Origin of the sequence: Dokdonia sp. (genome assembly GCF_039945015.1) — a bacterium.
Classification (GTDB): Bacteria; Bacteroidota; Bacteroidia; order Flavobacteriales; family Flavobacteriaceae; genus Dokdonia.
The window spans coordinates 34,754-57,980 of sequence record NZ_JBDUXP010000007.1 but is presented as its reverse complement, the minus strand read 5'-3'; the positions used below and the strand labels follow the sequence as shown (position 1 = coordinate 57,980).

General features: G+C 37.6%; 8 protein-coding genes. All 8 read left to right on the top strand.

Features of this window, described 5'->3' with window-relative positions; all coding sequences use genetic code 11:
- Nucleotides 1-130: 130 nt before the first annotated feature.
- The 8 genes from ABJD27_RS06900 to ABJD27_RS06865 all read left to right on the top strand — a co-directional run bounded on the left by ABJD27_RS06900 (nucleotide 131) and on the right by ABJD27_RS06865 (nucleotide 23,125).
- Complete coding sequence (locus ABJD27_RS06900; protein ID WP_348162369.1) at nucleotides 131-1,123, top strand: hypothetical protein; 993 nt, start codon at nucleotides 131-133, stop codon at nucleotides 1,121-1,123.
- Nucleotides 1,124-1,126: 3 nt separating this feature from the next.
- Nucleotides 1,127-3,133 (top strand): PKD domain-containing protein, encoded by a 2,007-nt coding sequence (locus ABJD27_RS06895; protein ID WP_348162371.1) that lies wholly within the window; start codon nucleotides 1,127-1,129, stop codon nucleotides 3,131-3,133.
- Between the two features lie 3 nt (nucleotides 3,134-3,136).
- On the top strand, nucleotides 3,137-5,707 hold the full coding sequence (locus ABJD27_RS06890) for a CHAT domain-containing protein (protein ID WP_348162373.1): 2,571 nt from the start codon (nucleotides 3,137-3,139) through the stop codon (nucleotides 5,705-5,707).
- Entirely contained in the window at nucleotides 5,694-6,134 is a 441-nt protein-coding gene (locus ABJD27_RS06885) for a retropepsin-like aspartic protease (RefSeq protein WP_348162375.1), read from the top strand. The genes ABJD27_RS06890 and ABJD27_RS06885 overlap by 14 nt, the downstream gene beginning before the upstream one ends.
- 115 nt (nucleotides 6,135-6,249) lie before the next feature.
- Nucleotides 6,250-9,243, top strand: coding sequence for an ATP-binding protein (locus ABJD27_RS06880; RefSeq protein WP_348162377.1), 2,994 nt, complete (start codon nucleotides 6,250-6,252; stop codon nucleotides 9,241-9,243).
- Nucleotides 9,230-9,877, top strand: coding sequence for a response regulator transcription factor (locus ABJD27_RS06875; RefSeq protein WP_348162379.1), 648 nt, complete (start codon nucleotides 9,230-9,232; stop codon nucleotides 9,875-9,877). Before ABJD27_RS06880 ends, ABJD27_RS06875 begins: the two co-directional genes overlap by 14 nt.
- A gap of 941 nt (nucleotides 9,878-10,818) precedes the next feature.
- Nucleotides 10,819-16,758, top strand: coding sequence for a T9SS type A sorting domain-containing protein (locus ABJD27_RS06870; protein ID WP_348202019.1), 5,940 nt, complete (start codon nucleotides 10,819-10,821; stop codon nucleotides 16,756-16,758).
- Between the two features lie 460 nt (nucleotides 16,759-17,218).
- A complete protein-coding gene (locus ABJD27_RS06865) occupies nucleotides 17,219-23,125 on the top strand; it encodes a BspA family leucine-rich repeat surface protein (RefSeq protein ID WP_348172664.1) in 5,907 nt (1,968 codons plus the stop codon).
- The last annotated feature ends 102 nt before the right edge of the window (nucleotides 23,126-23,227 follow it).

The following is a 23,227-nucleotide window of genomic DNA, read 5'->3' as shown; positions in this document are numbered from 1 at the left end:
TATAAAATTGAGGATAACCTCAAAGCTATAGGATAGCTTTGAGGTCTATCTCTTTATTAGTATTAGATTGTTTTTAACTATATTTAAGATGCATTATTCCCCCTTTTGCATACAACTAACTAACTGTATTATGAAATATGTTCAATTCCTATGTGCGCTATTTTTAGCGGGGTGTCTGGCTACAAGCTGTTCTGAAGATCATGATTGTGAGGAAGGCATTATGGAGACTCCAAATGCTATCACTCCTATAGATGGAGCAGATTATGCTGCAAGTCTTTTAGATTGCCGATTACCCAAAGTGCAAACATTTATCATACAAGGGTTTGCAGGAGGACAAATTCTTGGAACTCAAGGAGGAGCTATTACTATTCCAGGGCAATCATTATTTAATCCTGATGGAACTATCATAGATGGTGAAGTAGAAGTTAGCTTATTAGAAATGTTTACTCCTGGCGATGTAGTAGCCTGTCAATTATCTACTAATACTCGTAATCCTGCTGGAAATATAGAACCCACATTAAGCGAAGGTCTTTTGTTTTTTGATATCCGATTTAATGGACAACCCGTAGTCATTCAAGGAGAAATACAAATTTTTATCCCAGAAGAAAACAATACCGAAGAGCAATTGTTTTTCAATTCTCCGTCCTGCCCAGACATAGATTGTACAGTCACTTGGGAAAACGCTCAAGGAGCAATAGCATTCCCTTCAGAAATAGAAGATCCCATTGGCAATATTACAACTGGGTATAACGCTACGACTTCCCAAACAGGATGGTATCATATGGGTCAATTTAACACTAGCCAAAATGAAAGAACTATTGTATACAATGTACCCCCGCCTGGATTTAATGACTCCAATAGTAATAGCTTTCTTAGTTACAACAATGATAAAATAGCTGTAAGCCTATTTGAACAATATGACACAAGTCTAGGTGTCTTTAGTGAGGTCTATAATGAGATCCCTTTAGGTACTCAAGGAGCGCTCATTTTTGTTTCAAGGCAAGATGGAATATACATGGTAGACACTTCACAAATAAGTGTGTCACAAAATAGTATTGGAGCAACAACTAATACAGATGGAACTACAGAAGACCAACTAATAACCATTATTAATTCTCTATAAATTATGTCTAAAAGAATTTTCATAGTCATTCTTTTTGTAGGTGTATTAAAATTTACTGGTTACTCGCAAACAACGGTACAAGATACTCTTACGAGAAGTGCTCCTATATTTTATGACGTATTAGGCAACAAAGTTACTTACGGTGCAAAAATGCCAGAACTCAATCAAATTGCAGGTGCTCCCAAAGCATTTTACACCTATTATTGGGAAATGGGAGATGGCAATTATAGTTTTGAAAAAGAACCGCAACACAAATACAAGAAAGAAGGCGCTTATGAGGTAAAATTATGGAGCACCAACAATTATGACAATGGCAAACCGCCAGCAAGTAGGCCTAAAAAAGTAGTTATTTCTGATGCTACTGATGAAGAAGCAAGTGTAGATGATAACGCTTTCGCGAAAGCGCCCTCAAAATTTAAACCTAATGAAGACCTTCTTGTACTGACCAATAGAGATCCGCTTCCAGATCAAGAAATGGTACTCATTACAAGCTATAAAAACACCAAAGACTATACGACTAACGGAAAACTCTACCTCTTTTATAACGACAAGAGCTTTAAAAATGAGAATTTTAAACTGACAGATACAAGACTCCATCACAAGGAAGAAATAGTACAAAATCAAGACTTCGTTCATAATTCAGGAATAGATTTTTCTCAAGAATACCTTGCCTCTACTTTTCCTTCGGAGCTACGAGAAAACACCCTTGTGGTTCAAGACAGTACTAAAAAAACAAACCTTCCGCTCACCCTTGAAGAATCTAGAGCACTGTATCTCAATAGTCAAATCATTGAGTTTAAAGACATGCAACCAGGTGAAGAACGTAATATCTTCAGGACACTAGAGACAACACCAGAAATGATTAAGGATACCAGTGCTATTGTCACTCTAAGAAGTGTATACGTACCTGATGAAAATTATGAAAACCACACCGTAAAAGACACCGAATTAGAAATTGTCACCTCACATGATCCCAATAAAATGTCTTCTAATGGATCTTTAATGAATTATAGATTAGTTCGCTTTAAACGATTAAAGTTTAAAGTAAAATTTCAAAATGATGGTGAAGGTCCAGCAAACACCATCAGACTAGAAGTAGACACCCCAGAAATGTTTGACAAGAAAACGTTAAAGGTAGAAAATATGTATCCACTATGTCGCATCTGTCCTAAAGATCGAGAGGTTAATTATTCCTGCTTGGATACTGTTTTCAAAAAAGACAAAATCATATTTACCTTTAAAAGAATTTATCTTCCTGGCACCCAACAAAAAGATGTCACAGAGCGTGATTCAACAAAAGGATTTGTAAAATACTCAATGAAATTCGGAAAAGACTTTCATAAAAAAAGCACCAAAAGTCAAACGGCTATTTATTTTGATAAGAACGAACCTATTTACACCAATTATAGCACTACTCGTTTTGTGCCTGGTATATCTATAGGTGCAAAAGCAGGATATATATTCAATCCAGATTTGGATAATGCACGCGAAGTATTTGCAGGAATTACCCTCTCGCCATTTAAATCATATCGAGGGTATTTACAAGCAGAACTTTTCTTCTCATCAACCTCTTTTGAGAATTTACGTAATTTTGAAACTAGCGAAATCAATGATATTGGAATAGAAAGTATTACTCGCTTTACAGAAGAAACAAAAGCACGTAATATCACCACCTACTTAGTCCCTATTTCTTATCGATATAACCTCAACAATTTTATGGCTATAGGCACAGGGCTTCAATTAAAATTGGATCTAAGTCGTACTTGTGATCAAATCACTACAGGTGAGTTTTCTTTACTTATTCCTGGAGAAAACGAAATACGTGATGAAACCCAAGACACATTACTCGAGACTGATTGTAATAAAGGTGTAGGTAACTTTCAAGCAGGGTGGTTTGTAGGGGCAAATTTTGGGGGAGTACGCATTGGACCAAGTGGTGGTGTGCGATATGTTTACAATTTTAATGAACCCCAATCGCAAATACAAGTGTACGGTATTTGGAAATTCTAATCTATGTCTAAAGGTGTACTTTTAACTGTCTTTTTTCTAATATTCTTCGGCAGAACGCAAGCTCAAGAATCCGACTTTTACCAAGTACTAGATCAATTTTTAGAAACGCAAACACAACAGAATTTTAGTCTATTAATAGACGCATCTGACACGTTAAAAACTCCAGACTTAAAAAGTCATCTTGCGAAGGTAATCGTAGACTGCAATATTGCATATTATCAAGAACGACGAGGCAATCTTCACAAAGCTATCTTCCGATATGAACATGCGATAGACCGTTACAGTGAGTATCAATTAGAAGGATATGACATTGTGACTTCTGCCATGATTCCGCTTGGGAATTTATACACAAAAACAAACGCATATACTGAAGCAGAAAACTTGATTAAAGGGTATATAACGCTTTCGCGAAAGCAAAAAAAACAAAAAAACCTCCTGTCTGGTTTAATCAATCTCTCCGTACCGCTTCAAAATCAAGGAAAACATACCCAAGCCATTACAATACTAGAAGAAGCCTATACGCTCGCTCCAGAAAATAAAAACATACAGATGAATCTGGCTACAAATTACCTCAGTATTGGAGAAAATGAAAAGGCAGAAAAACTTACGCAACGTATTTTAAAGAAGGACCCTAACCAAATAAATGCCTACAAGTTATTATCACAAATAGCGCTTCAAAAAGGAGATACAGAGCAAGCCATTCAGTTGCTTGAAACGGCTATTAAAACACAATCAAAACTTCCTAACCAAACCATAAGAGACCTAACAAAAACCAAACTTGTTCTCGTACAATTATATATTGTCCAACAAAACTATGCGCTCGCAATCGCACAATTAGATCACATATATACATCGTGGCTCCCCAATCATCCTTCCAGAAAACTACCAGATACAAAAAGCCTACTAGCAGACAACACATTAATGGATGCTTTAGATCTTCACGCAGAAGTCTATAAACAACAAGGACAAAAAAAGAAAGCACTAGAAGCATACGCACGCGCATCTGAAGTTTCTGACCTACTTAATTTGCCGCAACTCTCACAACAATCTAGGCTTGTTCTAGAAGCGTCGGATAAAAGAAGAAGTGAAGAACGAATCACTTTATTATATGAGTTCTATCAGGAGCAAAAAGAACCTGCTTTGCTTGAAAAAGCATTACAAATAAGTGATCGATCCAAAGCTAGCTTAGTAAGCGAAGCCATTAAAGATAAAGCCAAACTCACTCAATATGCCCAAGACAGCTTAGTGATTGAATATGAACAACGTTTACAGAAAGGAGCACAGCTAGAAATACAATTATTTCAAGAACAGCAATCTACAGGTATTGAAAGATTAGAAGAATTACAAAGTGCATACTCCAGTGAGCTCTTATTACAAAAAAAACTACGAGAAGCCATTTCCAAAAAATATCCAGATTTAAAACCGTCCACGACTACGTTTACACTTGAAGACATTCAATTGCAAACAAGACAATCTCAAGAAATGACGGTGAGTTACTTTTTTGGATTACAAACCGTGTATCAATTTATCATCAGTCCTGATGAAGTAGGCTTTTATCAAATTGCTCAAGACAAAGAAGCACGAGATCAACTCTTTAAAACGTGTGTAGACTATAACACGTACTTTGAGAACGCGAGTGCCATATTAAACGATCCTTCTGGTTTTAGTGTTCAATCTCATAAATTATTTAATGCACTCAATCTACCTATAGTTAACCACCTCGTTATTATTCCCGATGGCATACTCGCTTTCATACCCTTTAACACACTACTCAGTAAACCCAGTACTCAAATTACTTTTGACACGATGCCCTTTCTTATAAGAGAAACGCAAATCACTTTTCAACTCTCCTATAAAGAATATCTCACGCCCAATGTAGGTCTTCAGAATAATGCAACGGTACTAGGTATATTTCCGGTTTTTGAAAACACTAATTTAACTTTAGAGCATTCCAAAGAAGAAGCAAAAGCCATAAGTTCGACATTTAGTACAGAGCTTCTTATGGATGAAAACGCTTCTATTACAAATACATTCACAAAAGCGCCTCAACACTCTGTGCTACATTTTTCTACACATGCTTCTGGCGGTAGTTTTGTAGAACCTGCGAGTATAGCCTTTATTGATAGGTCGTTATATCTTAATGAATTGTATAGTAAAAAACTACATCCTGATCTTGTTGTATTAAGTGCCTGCGAGACAGGTATTGGACGTATTGCAACTGGAGAAGGCCCTTTAAGTCTCGCTCGCGGATTTCAATATGCGGGTGCAAAAAGTGTACTGTTCTCTCTTTGGAAAGTAAATGATAAATCTACCGCAAATCTCATGAGTAGTTATTATACATTTCTTAAAGAGACTACATCAAGAAACGGAAGTCTTCAAGCCTCTCAACTCGCCTATCTTCAAGATAAAAACACAACCAATATTAAGAAGTCTCCGTACTATTGGGGTGCCTTTGTTTATTATGGGCCTACAGATATTCCTGTAGCACAAAAGCATACAATCTGGTGGTGGATTCTTGGTATTTTTGGAGTACTTTTGAGTATTGTTTTGATTAGAAAATATGGCAAGTCTTAGAGCGTTTTTATTAGAAAAAGGATACGTACGTACTCGGTTATTCCCAACACTCACCCAACATTTAGAAATTACCGCTAAAATCAATGGTGTAAAAGGTTCTTTTATCCTTGATACGGGTGCATCAAACTCTTGTATCGATTTTGAATTTGCATCTCATTTTAAATTGATAAGTGAAGAAAGTGAAGTTCTTGCAGCTGGAGCTGGGGCTACCGATATGCGGACAGAGTTATCTGAAGAAAATACTATTAAAATAGGTACATGGAAACGACAAGATATTAGTCTTGTTCTCTTTGATTTATCACACGTAAATACCGCCTTAGAAAATCACAACACACCTCCTGTACATGGCATTTTAGGTGCAGACATTTTGAATCTCGGAAAAGGAATCATTGATTATCAGTATACTTGCTTATATCTTAAAAAGTAAAATATAGTTATCTTGTCAATTGTGATTTTCTTTTAAATCCTCACCCTTAATGAGAATCTTACTGTTCGTTTATCTTATGTGCTATTGTTGTGTTTGTTATGCGCAAAACAATGAGGTGTTCCAAAAACAATTTACCCAACAAGATGGATTGGAGATAGATAACGTTCAAGCACTCGAGTTTGACCAAAATGGATTTCTTTGGTTGGGAGGTGGTGTTAATTTATCTCGCTCTAAGCTTATAGCAAACACAAATCCAACGCTTTTACAACGTTTTAACGGAAATTCTTTTCACACCATCTCGCTACCTGGCAAGAATAATAACATCATTGACATCCACAAAAGAAGTGATGGGCAATTCTATATTGTTTCAAACAAAGCACTTTACATATTCAACCCTATCAGCACAAAGTTCACACAAATACAAGAATTTATAAACGGTGGCATCTCTCCTATCTTTGAGTATCAAGGCAAAGACTATGTCATTACTCAAAACAACCTTGAAGTGATCATTAATAGGATACATCCTGACGCATACCTTGAAGAACAATTTCGATTTACTACAAGGGTTAATCGGATACTTATAGATCAAAAAACACAATTTATTCCTTTTGAAGATGTCATCGTTATAAGTGACGACAACTTCCCGATCACCTTTGTTACTTGGGAAGGAGATGTCCTAAAAACTATCGACCCAAAAGGCTTTGAAAATAACAGAGAACTCGCATTATACAAAAAATGGATCAATGGACATTTCCAAATGAATGGACAACACTATGTGCTCTTATATAATAATTCTCAAGTATATCGTATAGACCCAAAAGCAATGGGATTAATTCCTATAGCCTCTTCAGAAAGTCAGCTTCCAAACGATAATGTAAAAACATACAATGATCAAAAAGGAGGGCACACTATTATCTCTTCCTATAAAGATCAATTATCAATACAAACGTTAGATAACACCAAGGGATTAACGACCATATATGCAGACAAAAGTTTTGGCCCTGCTAGTGGTATTGAAATAGCATCTCAAGACATACATCGTGATGCTTGGTTTACGACCAACAATACATTACACTACATAAAGTTTCCTTCAGATATTGTCACGACACTACTCCCTGATAAAGAGATAAGAGCGATGACTTCCCTCTCTCAAAAAGAGTACCTTATTGCTACCCAGAAAGATGGATGGCACCTTTTTAATAGTACAAATAACACCGTAAAACCCTATACCGTTCTTGAACAAGGAGACGTTTTAAAACCATACGCCTCTCGTAATTTTTTTATAGAAGGTAGCACGATATGGAGTAATGATACTTCTGGAGGAATTATTGAGACAGATACTTTAACACGAGAATTACACTATTATAGACATTATCCTTCCATCTGTATGGTACGCCCTACAGACTCTACCATTGTGTATGGAACCAAGGGATACAATCTCATGGAATTTAACACCCATAAGAAAACCCATACCCCTTTAATATCAACAGATTCCTTAGATATTTATGATCTTGAATGGCGTGAAACAGACAACCATATAGTCGCGAGTACAAATAAAGGATTGCTCACCTATGACCTTAGCTCAAAAGAGCACGCATTTTACAACGATCCTACACAACTCCCAGATCCTTTTCTTCTCATGGGAGACTATCATCCTGACTATGGATATATCCAAGGATCGCGCTCAGGGATAGTGACCACATTTAACCTTGCAACCAAAGAATTCAAAACCCTATATCAAGACGAGCTACAAGCCGGTATTGCCACTATCCTTTTTGATGATCAAGACAACTGGTGGATCAACACCTTTAATGGTATTGTATCCTTCAATCCTGAATCAAAACAGACACATCGTTTTTCTGTAAAAGACGGATTTACAAACAATGAAGCAAATCGATATAGCGCTTTAAAGACCGAAGACGGCTTTTTGGTAGGTACCATACAAGGATTGAACCTTTTTGATCCAGAAAAACTTCAACCAGAAGTAAATACTGCTCAAATCGTTCCTTTACGCATCAGTACCTATAATACACAAGATAAAAAATATAGCGTATCGCATGATCAGTATGCTTTCAAGGAACATCGTGACGCAGAAGTTGATACTGAGTACGCTTTCCTGCCTGCCGGCAGGCACGGCGCGAAAGCAAAAACCATCACACTCCCATCAGAAAATCGTGCATTAGAGATTGGTTTTGCCTTGACACAACTCGATGTTACTCGAAATGAACGCTACCGCTACCGCCTTGATGACAAAGAGTGGGTATCTATAGGAAATACACAATCCATACGTTTTCCAAATCTTGCTGCGGGCAATTATATACTCGAAATTGAAGCCTTGGATTTTTCAGGTAATAAAATTGGAGATTCCCTCCTACTTCCTATACACTCTAAAGATTTCTTTTACAAAACCTGGTGGTTTTTTCTAGCCATCACAGTACTCATCTCAAGTATACTTTTCTGGATGTTTAGACAACAACAGTTACGTAAACGTCTGCAAGAAGGATTTTCGCAAGACTTAATGCAATCTCAAGAAGAAGAACGCGCTCGCATCTCAAAGGATTTACATGACAGTGTAGGCCAGCAACTCACCTTAATTAAACAACGTCTTCAAGAAAAAGGAGATACAGACATCAGTGAACTCACTCATAAAACCCTGGAAGACGTACGTCATATCTCCCGTAATCTCTATCCCGCTATTTTAAAACAACTAGGTCTTAGCGGTAGTATTGAACAATTACTCTATGATATAGATGAACAAACTGACCTTTTTGTTTCAGCAGATATAGATGACATTGACCATTTGTTTGATGAAAAAGCAGCATTACACATCTATAGATTCATTCAGGAAAATGTATCTAATGTGATGAAGCACGCTTTCGCGAAAGCAATCTCAGTCACCATACAACAAGAACAAAAAACCATTCTTATCACCATTAAAGACAACGGAAAAGGCTTTGATGTACTAGAGAAACAAAAGAATAATAGTTTAGGTTTAAAAACACTTCAGGAGCGTATTCGTATCTTAGAAGGCACACTCACTATAGAAAGCAACGCAGAAACAGGAACCGAAACAATTGCCCAAATTCCTCACACACATGCAAAGAACTGATATACACCTACTCATAGCAGATGACCACCCCTTATTATTGGACGGACTCAAGAATGCATTACAAGCACAAGGATATTCACATATAGTGGCGGTAGAGAATGGCGCGTTGGCTTTAGATTATGTGCAAGAAGAACAACCCGATGTCGCTGTATTGGATATAGAAATGCCTTTATTAACGGGATTTGAAGTCATTAAAAAATGCCAAGAATTAAACATTAAAACACGTTTTATTGTACTCACATCTCACAAAGAAAAAGGCTTTATTTTAAAAGCAAAAAAATTAAATATTGCTGGATATCTTATCAAAGACGAACCTTTTATGGAGATAGACAAATGCATTCAAGCAGTTGCCTCTGGAGGCACCTATTTCAGTGCTACCTTTGATGCTATTTTGGAAGGACAAGTCAATCCAGAATTACAAAAAGTAAAATTCCTCTCCCCTTCTGAACGTACTATTTTACGTCTCATTGCAAAAGGCAACAGCTCTAAAGAAATCGCAGATTTATTGACTATTTCCATACGCACCGTACAAAAACACCGTGCAAACATCATTGCCAAACTAGAATTACCCACAGGCTTAGATTCCCTTTCTATTTGGACCCAAGAACATCAGGAGCTCATTCTTTCGCTTTAAAGAGTAGAGAAGTCAAGAAAAAATCTCTTTTCTCTCTTCTTTTCTCTCTTCTCTAATAATGTGATCTAAAGTTGTCACCTTAAGTCTGTCGAAAGGCCAGTCAAGAAATCTCGCACAACCTTAAACAATACCTTTCCATAAAATCAAAAATAGAGTAACACTCTAACGATAGCGTATTACTCTATTTTACTTTTTCGTTTTGTAATGTAGAATTCGGAGTTAACCTTTGACTAATTACTAAAGAAAAGCTAAGGATTCACACCTCCTTAGCCCTTACTTCTTAGGAGAAAATTTCGTCAAACTGAACTTGTTTCAGTTTCTCATTAATTTGATAACTAGCGTGATGAGATTCTGAAATGAATTCAGAATGACGTATTAAGTTGCTTTTAGATCGTTTTTTTGGGTCTATATTCTATGTTCTTTTTATTCCCGCGAAGGCGGGAATCTCAACTTCATTTTCATCTTCATAATCGGTAATTTTGATATTATTTTCGCTTTAAGCGAAAATCACTCCATCATCTTACTTTTATATTTTAATAATCATACTACACACATCTAATAACAAACAACTTCAGACTTCCAGCGTCATCTTGAACTTGTTTCAAGATCCCATGAGTGGCTCAGTTATAGTATGTACATAAGATGGGATTCTGAAATGAATTCAGAATGACGTATTAAGTTGCTTTTAGATAGCTTTTTTAAATCTATATTCTATGCTCTATCATCTCTTCTCTTTTTTCAATTTCAATTTCACAACCGGTCATTTCGATACTATTTTCGCTTTAAGCGAAAATCACTCAATTACCTTTTCAACTTCAACTTCGGTTTCATTTTTCATATTCAAGGACTACGTACCCCTACGTAGTTTTTGCAGTACGTACGTATTTGCTAGGAAAACCCTTACGCCTACTTTTACATCCGAATCTAACATCCCTATTGTTATGAAAAGAATACTACTTATTATTATTTGCATTACTAGTATTACAAATACCCTACAAGCACAAACCACCTTTGTAGCCACAGCAGATGCGTTCGATTGGAGCGTTGGCAGCAGTTGGGAAGGCGGCATCTCTCCTGGTGCGACTATAAATACAGACGATACGGTTATCATTCCTATCGGAACATCGATTATAATAACTCAAAATACATTAACTACTAATAATGGAACTATCCAAATTGATGGTAGGTTAGAAATTGGTGTTAATGGATCCATAATAACAAATAATGGAAATCTTTATGTAAATGGTAGGTTGACCTACAATCAAAATAGTGGTTTTACTAATGACGATTCAATAATAAATAATGGAGAAATCATTGTATCCGGCGCAATAGATCAGATAAGCGATTTTTTCATTCCCAAGCAAATAAGAGTTAATTCTGGCGGGTCCCTTTTAATTACTCCTACAGGTAGTGTTGGTGTAGATTTAGGAGAGTTTAGTAATCGTTTTTTAGACTTGAATATTATAAATGATGGTTTCATTGAGAATCAAGGAAACATAGGTAGAACCCGTATATTAACAAATCTGACTGGTAGTGTATTTATTAATCAAGGCTCTTTGTTTATTTCAAATTCAGTTACTTTTTTTCCGATCCCTGAACTAGGAATAGCCACGTTTACTAATCATGGGGCTTTTGTAAATTCTGGAACTTTTCTATCTCTTATTTCACAAGGAGGGGATACTGATAAGATTCTTGAACATGTGAATACAGGTACCTTTACTGTCACCGCTACTGGAGAATTTACTATGAGAGGGTTTGGTGACACACATACCTTCACTAGTGCAGCAGCAGAAGCTGGCACTAGTTCTTTTGTTAATGATGGATTTACTACTATAGAAGGTGGGGCTACTCTCATAAATGGTGTTTTTGGAGATCCTGAGGTAGACCTTCTTGATAATAACAATCAATTTTTTATTGAGCCTGGAGCAGAATTAATAAACTACGGCAACTTTGACACTTTTGTAACCTTTAATAATGGTACACTTACTAACCGAGGCACCACTAACGTAGATATTTTTCTTAATAATGGTCATCTTGGCAATTCAGGATTCTTTAACCTTGTAGGTGGTGGCTTTAATTCTGACGGATCGCCAAATACCATAGACAATAGTGGTGTAATTAGAGTCACTTCTGGCTCTTTTAACCTTACCAATACTACCATGCACGTGAGTCGTACTCTTAGAGTAGAATTTGGTTTTTTTATTATTAATGAGAACTCAACATTAACCTATGATAATACTACAGCACCTAATGGAGTTTTCTGGATTTTTGATATCCAAAACTTCACAGTAAACGGAACCTTAACTATCGTAGAAGGAACCCTCATAAATGATGCAGCCATAACCAATAATGGGACTATTGATAATCAAGCTTTTTTTATCAATAATGCGCAGTTTGATAATAATGGCACCTTTCTGAATAGTGGTGGCATGTCCCAAAATGAAATCCCTGGAGAAACAGAGGTGTCGAGGTTAGATAATTTTGGTACTGTAACTAATACGGGAGAACTTCTATTCAATACCCGTATGAACAATTTCGAAGGCAGCATAACCAATTCGGGCACGCTAACATATAATGATGGTGGCGCTAATTTTGGGGCAGCAATAATTACCAATACGAATACAGGAGAGATTGCAATGAATTCAGGTAGTATAACTAATCTAGAAACTGCAACTTTAGATAATTTTGGGGCGATTACTATAAATAATGCTACATTAAACAATCAAGGTCTACTTAATAATTCTGGAGCAATTACACATACAGGTGCATTTAACAACTTAAATAATGGAAATCTTGTAGGTATTAATACAAACCATACAGGAAACTTTACTAATCAAGCCAACCTAAGTCCTGGCAATACAACAGCATCTACAGGCACCTATTCTTTAAATAACGACTATACGCATACCGCGAATGCAACCCTCAATATAGAGATAGAAAACACAACCGAGTTTGATAACGTGGCTATAGCCGGCACTGCAAATCTGAGTGGAGCGCTAAGTGTTACTTTACCCACTGGTTTTGTACCGCTAGGAGGAGAAACATTTACCATACTTACAGCAAATACAGTTTCAGGCACATTTGACACGACAAATTTGGCAAACTTGCCTACTCAGAATGACCAGATATGGGAAATTAATTATTATCCTACAAATGTTACCCTAACTGTTGTTACACCCTGTGAATTTCCAGTACTATTTAACGCTCAAGCTCAAGAAGGGTTATGTCTAGATGCAGGAATACAAACAGATCTTAGTGGAGGATTGCCCATGGGCGGAATATATTCAGGACCTGGAGTTACAGATGAAGGCGACGGAATGACCTATAGCTTTGACCCAATATTAGCTGGCGCCGGAACACATACTATTACCTATAATTTTACGGATACAAATGGATGTATTGATTTCGACAGTGATACCATAGAAGTAATAGATATACCCACAGTATCCTTTACAGCTCCAGAAAATCTACCTGTGGATGCAGGTATACAATCAGGTCTTAGTGGTGGTACACCAGCCGTGAGTATTGTATCAACAACTCTAATTATTAGTGCTATGTATAGGCGTGGACCACTTCCAATATCAGCTTTACTGTCAGGAACAATCGTATTTGATGGCTCTGGAACAATGCTATCTACTGATCTAAGTCTCGTTGATATCCCTACCAATACTGAAGCTCATGTAGTCAATGCAAGCGTTAGTGGTTCCCAGCAGATAATTTTACAGTTTGATAATGGTGCATTTACAGGTCTTACTGCAGATAGTACTATTTTAGGAGCTTCTGGAAATGTAGACATTCTAGGAGGATTTCCCATACCTGTTAATGGATTTACATTCGATTTTGTGTTCGGCACACTCTCTGCAACTACAGATTTATTTGGTTCTAGTATATATGCTGGCCCTGGCGTTATAGATGACGGTAATGGAGTAACTTATAGTTTTGATCCAGCAGTAGCTGGTGTAGGTACACACATTATTGAATATACATTTACAGAAGATAATGTCTGTGCTGTGACTGCTAGTGATACTATTACTGTGTATTGTGAAATTGATGTATCATTTAACGCTCAAGAAGCACTATGTATAGATGCCCCAATACAAACAGATCTAAGTGGAGGATTCCCCGTTGGCGGAATATATGCAGGGCCTGGAGTAATTGATGAAGGTGACGGAATGACCTATAGCTTTGACCCAGTGGTAGCTGGCGCCGGAACACATACGATAACCTATAGTTTTACAAATACGAATGGATGTATTGATTTAGCCAGCGACACTATAGAAGTATTTGCTTTACCCAATGTAATATTTACTGCACCACTACTACCTTTATGTATTGATGCCGGTGTGCAAACTAACTTAAGTGGAGGAACAGTTGTAGGTGGTATATATAGTGGTACAGGAATTACAGATGATGGTGATGGAATGACCTATAGTTTTGACCCTCTAGTAGCGGGAATAGGCATTCATGTGATAACCTATGAAGTAATAGATACTAATGGATGTAGTAACGCTGCTATAGATACCATAGAAGTAGTTGCTTTGCCCATTGTAACTTTTACAGCTCCAGAAGATTTATCCGTAGATGCAGGCATACAAACAGGTCTTAGTGGTGGTACGCCATCGGTGAGTATGCTATCAACTACAGTTACAATAGTTATTGATTATGAAGTAGATGGCTTTCAAAGCTTTATAGCAGGAAATATTGTATTTAACAGCTCCGGGACTATGGTATCCACAGACGTTACTGCAAACAATGATGCTAATGGCAGTATCACAAATTTAGTAGATGCAACTGCTTTGGACGCTACAATAACGTTAGATTTTGGCAATGGTTCAATAGGTACCATTGTTGCAGATGCCCCTATTATAGGAGCATCAGGAAGTTTAACGTTCTCAGGTTCTAACTTGGTTATTGATGGAGATGTTTTTGATTTCTTTTCGGGCACAGGGATTGCAAATACGCCAGGCACTAGCATCTATTCTGGGCCAGGCGTAATAAATAATGGTAATGGAACTACCTATAGTTTTGATCCTGCAGTAGCTGGTGTAGGTACACACATTATTGAGTATACATTTACAGATGCTAACGGCTGTGCTGTTACTACAAGTGACACCATAGAAGTGTTTGTAAACCTTTGTACCTCAACCACCACATACACGATTGCAGGAGGTTGGGATAATGGCACTCCAACAACTGCCACAAGAGCCATCATTGCAGAAGATTATAATACGTCAACCATGGGTCTTGGGGATATCAACGCCTGTGAACTTATTATTAATATGGGAGCAACTCTTACCGTGACAGATGGCAATTTTATAAACGTAGAAAATAATATCACCATAAGCGGAACACTTGATGTGGCCAACACAGGAAGTGTGGTACAGGTTGATGAGAATGCAGTAACTATAAATAATGGAAGTATAGCTGTCGCGAAAACTACCCCAACCATAGACGATCGTAATTTTGTAGCCATGAGTAGTCCAGTAACTGCCGAGGCTAGAGATAGAGTGTATGGAAATTCTAGAGCTGTTTTTAGTATTATCCCAAGTAACTTTGTCCCTTTTGCTATTGACTTTGTTGAGTTTCCAGAGTTTGAGTTTGCGGAAAACTTCCTAGATGATAATAATGATTATCTATTACCTGTCACAGGAAGCACCGCTTTACCAGATGCAGGTATTGGACAATTGATCTTCCCACAACCTGAACCTAACGTAGGTGATGGTGCCTATACCCTAACCTACACTCAAGATGCCATGAATCCAGGAACACTTAATTCAGGAACCATTTCTGTACCGATCAATTATAACGGCCCAGCGACGACAAACAACTATAATCTATTTGGTAATCCATATGCATCGGCGATAGATGTGACGGCTTTTATTACTGCAAATGATGCCGTAAATGAAGTCTATTATTGGGATCATATCACCAACCCTACATCAGAGCTTCCTGGTTTTGGAACGAGTAATTTCTCTATGAATGATGTTTCTATACGTAATGCCATGATGGGAATTGCTGCCGTCAATGGCGGAACGGCACCTGGACAGTTTATGGCGTCTGGACAAGGATTTGGAATTAAAGCAGATCAAGTAGAGATGATGGATAATACGCCTGTCGTATTTACCAATAGCATTCGTGTCACAGGAAATAATGATGGGTTTAGAAATAGTGAAACTCAAACGGGAATTGATAAATTATGGCTCAACTTGACAACAACGGCTTTTGATGAAGCGATTGCACAAACGGGCATTGGTTTTACACCTGATGCGACACCCGCGATTGACAAAGGATATGACAGTCCGCGAATGGGGACGTTCTTATCGTTATTTACAACGGTAGATTCTGGAGAACTTTTAGGGATTCAGTCAAGAGAAGCTTTTGATCTTGATATGGAAATTGCACTTGGTTTTTCTACATCTATCGAAGAAGCAACTCCCTACACCATAAGCATCGATACGCTTGAAGGAATCGCTATAGAAAACGCATCTGTTTTTATCATCGATCATTTTTTAAACACGATAGTCAACTTAAACGAACAGGTGTATACATTTACAGCTCAAAAAGGATTGCATACTGACAGGTTCACTATTGTATTCCAAGATCGTGAGGTGTTGGATACAGACGAAGATAGCTTTCGCGAAAGCAAAATCAACCTTTATCCTAATCCATCACAGGGTCAAGTCACACTCGCATATGCTGGAACCTCAACACTGGAAAATGCGGTAATTACAGACATCAACGGAAAAATAATCAAACATATAGATCTAACGAATTTTAATCAAACACAAACAATGGATCTAGGTGATCTTGCAAGAGGGATGTATTTTATGCAGGTCACATCACAGGAAAACACCGTTATTAAAAAATTAATCCTACGATAATTGAATGTTCCTAAAACACAAGAATAAAGACTAAAATTGTGTATTGATTGGGGGATCACTAAACCATTTTATAAAAAGAGATTATCTAAAAGCAATTTAATACGTCATTCTGAATTCATTTCAGAATCTTATCACATTAGTTATCATCCTAATGAGAAACTGAAACAAGTTCAGTTTGACGAAAATTACATCTTTTTAGATAGTCTCTTTTTTTGAGTCTATTTTCCCTTTCCTCTCTTTTTTTCGCCTTCAACTTCAGTTTCAACTTCAATTTCATCACGGTAACTTCGATATAATTCTGATTGCATCAGAATCACTCAGTCACCTTTTCAACTTCAACTTCGATTTCATTTTCAACTTCAAGGACTACGTACCCCTACGTAATTTTTGTACTAGGTACGTATTTGTTGGAAAACATCTTACCAGTATTTTTACATCGTAAACTAACATCCCTATTGTTATGAGAAAAATACTACTAGTACTCTCTGTTTTAGTACTTACTATAAGTTCACTACACGCACAAACCACCTTTACTTATACTGGAACAGGTAATTGGACAGATACTGCAAATTGGAGTCCATCATATCCAGGCACAACTTTAAGTGCAGGAGATAACGCTTTTATAGATACTGGAGCAATAATAAATACGACCACACCTATCAGTATAGAAGGACAAGTATTTGCTAGTGGAATATTAAACAATAGTACCAACATAACGATTACTGGAACTTTATTCAATTTTGCAGCATTAAATAATACGAGTACAGGTACATTGGCAATCAACGATACTGGGGTTTTAAATAATAGTTTTGGTGGTGTTATGAATAATGATGGCATTATACATAATAACGATGGAGGGACCGTAGTCAACTTTGCAACTTTAAATAATAATGTTGATGGGGTACTAAATAATAATGGAGGAGCATCACTAATAAATGATCAAGACATTATCAATACAGGTTCCATAGTACTTACAGAAAATGGTGTGTTAAGCGGAATAAACACTTCGCATACAGGTGATCAAAGTAATGCAGGTATTTTAGCACCGGGTCCTGATACTAAAAGATATTATTTTGATAATGACTACGCCCATGAAAGCACTGCTCGCATGGACATCCAAATAGAAGCTTTTACAGTTTCTGGGACTGGTAATGATCAAGTAATCATTACCGAAAACGCACAACTAGCCGGAACACTAAATGTTAGTTTACTATCTGGCTTTGTACCACAAATGGGAGATACCTTTACCATTTTAAATGCAGGTTCAATTTCTGGCACTTTTGATACAACAACATTTCCAACATTACCTCCAGGTTTAGCTTGGGAAATCAATTATGCACCTACCGCTATTACATTAACCGTTTTATTCATTTGTGAAACTCCAGTAACATTTACGGCTCCAGCACCTATATGTATAGATGCTGGTGTGCAAACTGGATTATCAGGAGGAACTCCTTCTGGTGGAATATACTCAGGAACAGGAGTAACCGACAATGGCAACGGAATGACCTATAGTTTTGATCCAACAGTAACTGGAATTGGAACACATACGATAACCTACGAAGTTACAGATAGTAATAGCTGTATTGCGATTGCCAGTGATACAGTAGAAGTAGCTGCATTACCCACTGTAACCTTTACAGCACCACCAAATCTACCCGTAGATGCAGGTATACAAACAGGACTTAGTGGAGGAACTCCAGCGGTAAGTATTACATCTACAACAGTTACCCTAAATATTAGTTATGATGTTTTTGGTTTTGCAGGTTTTATTGGAGGAGATATTGTATTTGATGGCCCTGGAGCTATGCTATCCACAGACGTTATTGCAAACAATGAAGCCAATGGTAGTACAGTTAATTTAGTGAATGCAACTGCTTTGGGCGACACCATAACACTAACATTTGATAATGGTCAAACACCAAATATCGTTGCAGATACTGCAATTATAGGTGCTTCAGGAACTATAAATTTCATCTCTGGTACTGACTTTACTGTTGGTGGAGATCTTCTAGATTTCTTATCAGGTACAGGAACTGCAAGTTCAGAAACAGTGGGTTCTGGTATATATGCTGGTCCCGGTGTAACAAATGAAGCTAGTGGAACCCTGTATAATTTTGACCCAGCAGCAGCTGGTGTAGGTACACACACTATTGAGTTTACATTTACAGATGATAATGGTTGTGCTGCTACTGCTAGTGATACCATAGAAGTGTTTACTGAAATGTCAGAATTTATAACCACTTGGAAAACCGATAACCCAGGTACTTCTAATGACAACCAGATTACCATACCTGCTATAGGAGGCAACTATACCGTAGATTGGGGAGATATGTCTACGCCTGACACCAATATAAGTGGAGCGATTACTCATACATACCCCACAGCTGGAACGTATACGGTGACTATTTCTGGAACGTTCACAACGATATTTTTTAATAACGGAGGAGATCGCGAGAAAATCCTTTCTGTAGAAAGTTGGGGGGATTCCGTTTGGAATTCGATGTCACGAGCTTTTCATGGGTGTTCTAACCTCGTTATAAATGCACTAGATGCTCCTGACTTATCTATCGTTACAGTTATGGCTGGAATGTTTGATGGAGCTACCTCCATGAATCAAGATATTGGTCATTGGGACGTAAGCAATGTACAGAATATGGATGGGATGTTTAGAAACACGCCTTTCAATCAAGATATCAGCAATTGGGATGTGAGTAATGTAAGTGTTTTTGCCTTTATGTTTGATGGTGCCACTATGTTTAATCAGGATTTAAGTGCTTGGGGAACACGTTTAGGAAATGCAGATAATATGGCCTCTATGTTTAGAGGAGCTACTGCTTTTAATGGAGCTATAGAAAACTGGGATGTAACCACAGTGACTAATATGGTAGGGGTGTTTGAAGGCACTGCTTTTAATAGAGACATCAATAATTGGAATGTAAGCAATGTATCAAATATGGCTTTTATGTTTTCTGATGCAACTGCGTTTAATCAACCGCTTAACGATTGGGGAACACGCTTAGGAAATGTGACAGATATGACCAATATGTTTGAAGGAGCTACTGCATTTAATCAGGACATAAGCGGTTGGAATGTAAGCAATGTACAGTTGATGGCAGGCATGTTCTCGGGCGCGACCTCTTTTAATATACCTATTGGAGCTTGGGCAGCAAATACAGCCAGTGTCGTCAACATGGAATTTATGTTCAATGAAGCTATAAGCTTTGACCAAGATTTAGGGAATTGGAATGTAGAAAGTGTAACCAATATGACTGCGATGTTTTTTGGCGTTACACTTTCTAGTGATAATTATGACAGTCTGCTCACAGGTTGGAGCATGCAAACACTTCAAAATGATGTAGAATTTGATGCAGGAAATAGCGGATACTGTACTGCAGAAGCAGCTAGGCAAAGTATTATTGACACTTATAATTGGGATATCATAGACGTAGGTCCTGAAAACATACTACCCGTATTTACAGATTGCCCTACAGACATTATGTTACCAGAACCTACAGATCCAACAGATTGTGGAGCTATAGCGACTTTTACAACACCTACCGCAACCGATAACTGTTCTGCAGTTACGATTACTCAAACTTCTGGACTAGCCTCTGGCGAATTTTTTCCATCTGGAACGACTCTAGTTACTTTTGAAGCAGTAGATGAAGCTGGAAATATTGCGATCTGTTCTTTTAATGTTGTGGTTGCTAATAGTACACCACCTGTTGCAATGTGTCAACCTTTTACCTTACAACTTGATGCTAATGGTATGGCTACCTTGAATCCTCAGGATATAGATGGCGGTAGTACAGATGATTGTAATAGTATCAACCTTAGTGTAGATCGCAATACCTTTAGTTGTGCAGATGTAGGAACACCACAAATGGTTACACTTACGGTAGATGATGGCAGTGGTAATATAGATACCTGTACTACCATGGTTACTGTAGAAGATAACATTGCTCCTACGATTAATTGTCAAGATATTACTATAGATCTTGATATGAGTGGTACGATTACCTTAGATCCCGCAGCTATTTTAGCGGACTTATCTACTTTTGAAATAGTGCTCGTGAGTGGAGACAATCAATCTAATTTACCTGGAAACTCTGATATTACCGTACCCATCACCGAAGATGTTACCATCACTTTTGATTGGATCTATGCGACTGATGATGGAGCAGAATTTGACTCATTCGGATTTCTTATAAATGGCGTATTTACCGAACTAACGGATATTGCAGGTGATGATTTTAATCAATCTGGAACAGAAACAGTGATGCTTAGTAATGGAGATATATTTGGATTTAGAGCACTTACCTTAGATAATACATTTGGAGCTGCTACGAGTACGGTTACCAATTTTCAGCCAGGCTCTCAAGGACAGTTTGCTGCTGTAAACTGGACAGAAACCCTCACCGAATCTGATGGATCTGCTACAATTATTGAAAACGCAGCTGTCTTTGATGCCTGCGGTATTGCTTCTATAACCATGGACCAAACTACATTTACCACAGCAGACATAGGATCAAATCCTGTTACATATACTGTAACAGACGTTCATGGTAATGTAAATACCTGCAGTGCTTTTGTGAATGTATTTTCTGAAGGCAGTAGTTGTGTTACCACGACTACCTATACCATTGCAGGAGGATGGGACAATGGAAATCCAACAACTGCTACAAGAGCTATCATTGCCGAAGATTACAACACTTCAACCATGGGTCTTGGAGACATCACCGCCTGCGAACTTATCATTAATAACGGAATAACACTTACGATTGCAGATGGTAATTCTATAAGCGTAGAAAATAATATCATTATAAACGGAACACTTGATGTTTCTAACCAAGGAAGTGTCGTGCAAGTTCAGGAAGATGCCGTAACTATCAATAATGGAGCTATAGCTGTCGCGAAAATTACCCCAACCATAGACGATCGTAATTTTGTAGCCATGAGTAGTCCAGTAACTGCCGAGGCTAGAGATAGAGTGTATGGAAATTCAAGAGCAGTCTTTAGTATTATCTCAAGTAATTTTGTGCCTTTTGCTATTGACTTTGTTGAGTTTCCAGAGTTTGAGTTTGCAGAAAACTTCCTCGATGATAATAATGATTATCTATTGCCTGTCACAGGAAGTACTGCAACACCCGCAGCAGGTATCGGACAATTGATATTCCCACAACCGGAACCCAATGTAGGAGACGGTGCCTATACTCTTACCTATACACAAAATTCTACCAATCCTGGAACCTTAAACTCAGGAACGATATCAGTGCCGATCAATTATAACGGTCCTGCAACTACCAATAACTATAATCTATTAGGTAATCCATACGCTTCGGCGATAGATGTAACGGCGTTTATTACTGCAAATGACGCGGTGAATGAAGTCTACTATTGGGATCATATTACCAATCCTTCATCTGATCTTCCTGGTTTTGGAACGAGTAATTTCTCCATGAATGATGTTTCTATACGTAATGCCATGATGGGAATTGCTGCCGTCAATGGAGGAACAGCACCTGGACAGTTTATGGCGTCTGGACAAGGATTTGGTATCAAAGCAGATCAAGTAGAGATGATGGATAATACGCCTGTCGTATTTACCAACAGTATCCGAGTGACTGGAAATAATGATGGCTTTAGAAGTAGTGAAACTGAAACAGGAGTCGATAAACTATGGCTCAACTTGACCACCACCGCTTTTGAGGAAGTCATTGCTCAAACAGGCATTGGATTTACTCCTGATGCAACACCAAGTATTGACAAAGGATATGATAGTCCGCGAATGGGGACGTTCTTATCGTTATTTACAATGGTAGATTCTGGGGAACTTTTAGGGATTCAGTCAAGAGAAGTTTTTGATGCTGACATGGAAATTGCACTTGGTTTTTCGACGTCTATTGAAGCAGTAACTCCATACACCATAAGTATCGAAAACCTTGAAGGAATCGTTATAGAAAATGCAACCGTTTTTATCATCGATCATTTTTTAAACACGATCGTCAATTTAAACGAACAGTCGTATGCGTTTACAGCTCAGAAAGGATTATACACAGATAGATTTACGATTGTATTCCAAGATCGTGACGTATTGAGTGCAGACGAAGATAGCTTTCGCGAAAGCGTAATTAACCTCTACCCAAATCCATCACAGGGTCAGGTGACACTAGCCTATACTGGAACCTCAACACTTGAAAACGCAATCATTACAGACGTCAACGGAAAAATCATCAAACGTATAGATCTTCAAAACTTTGATCAAACGCAAACTATTGATCTGGATGATCTTGCAAGAGGGATGTATTTTATGCAGATCACATCGCAAGAAAACACCGTTATTAAAAAATTAATCTTGAGATAATTGGGTATTCCTAAGACATAAGAATACGTAGATTAAAATGGTATATGGATTGGGGGATCACTAAACCATTTTACAAAAAAGAGGTTATCTAAAAAGATATAA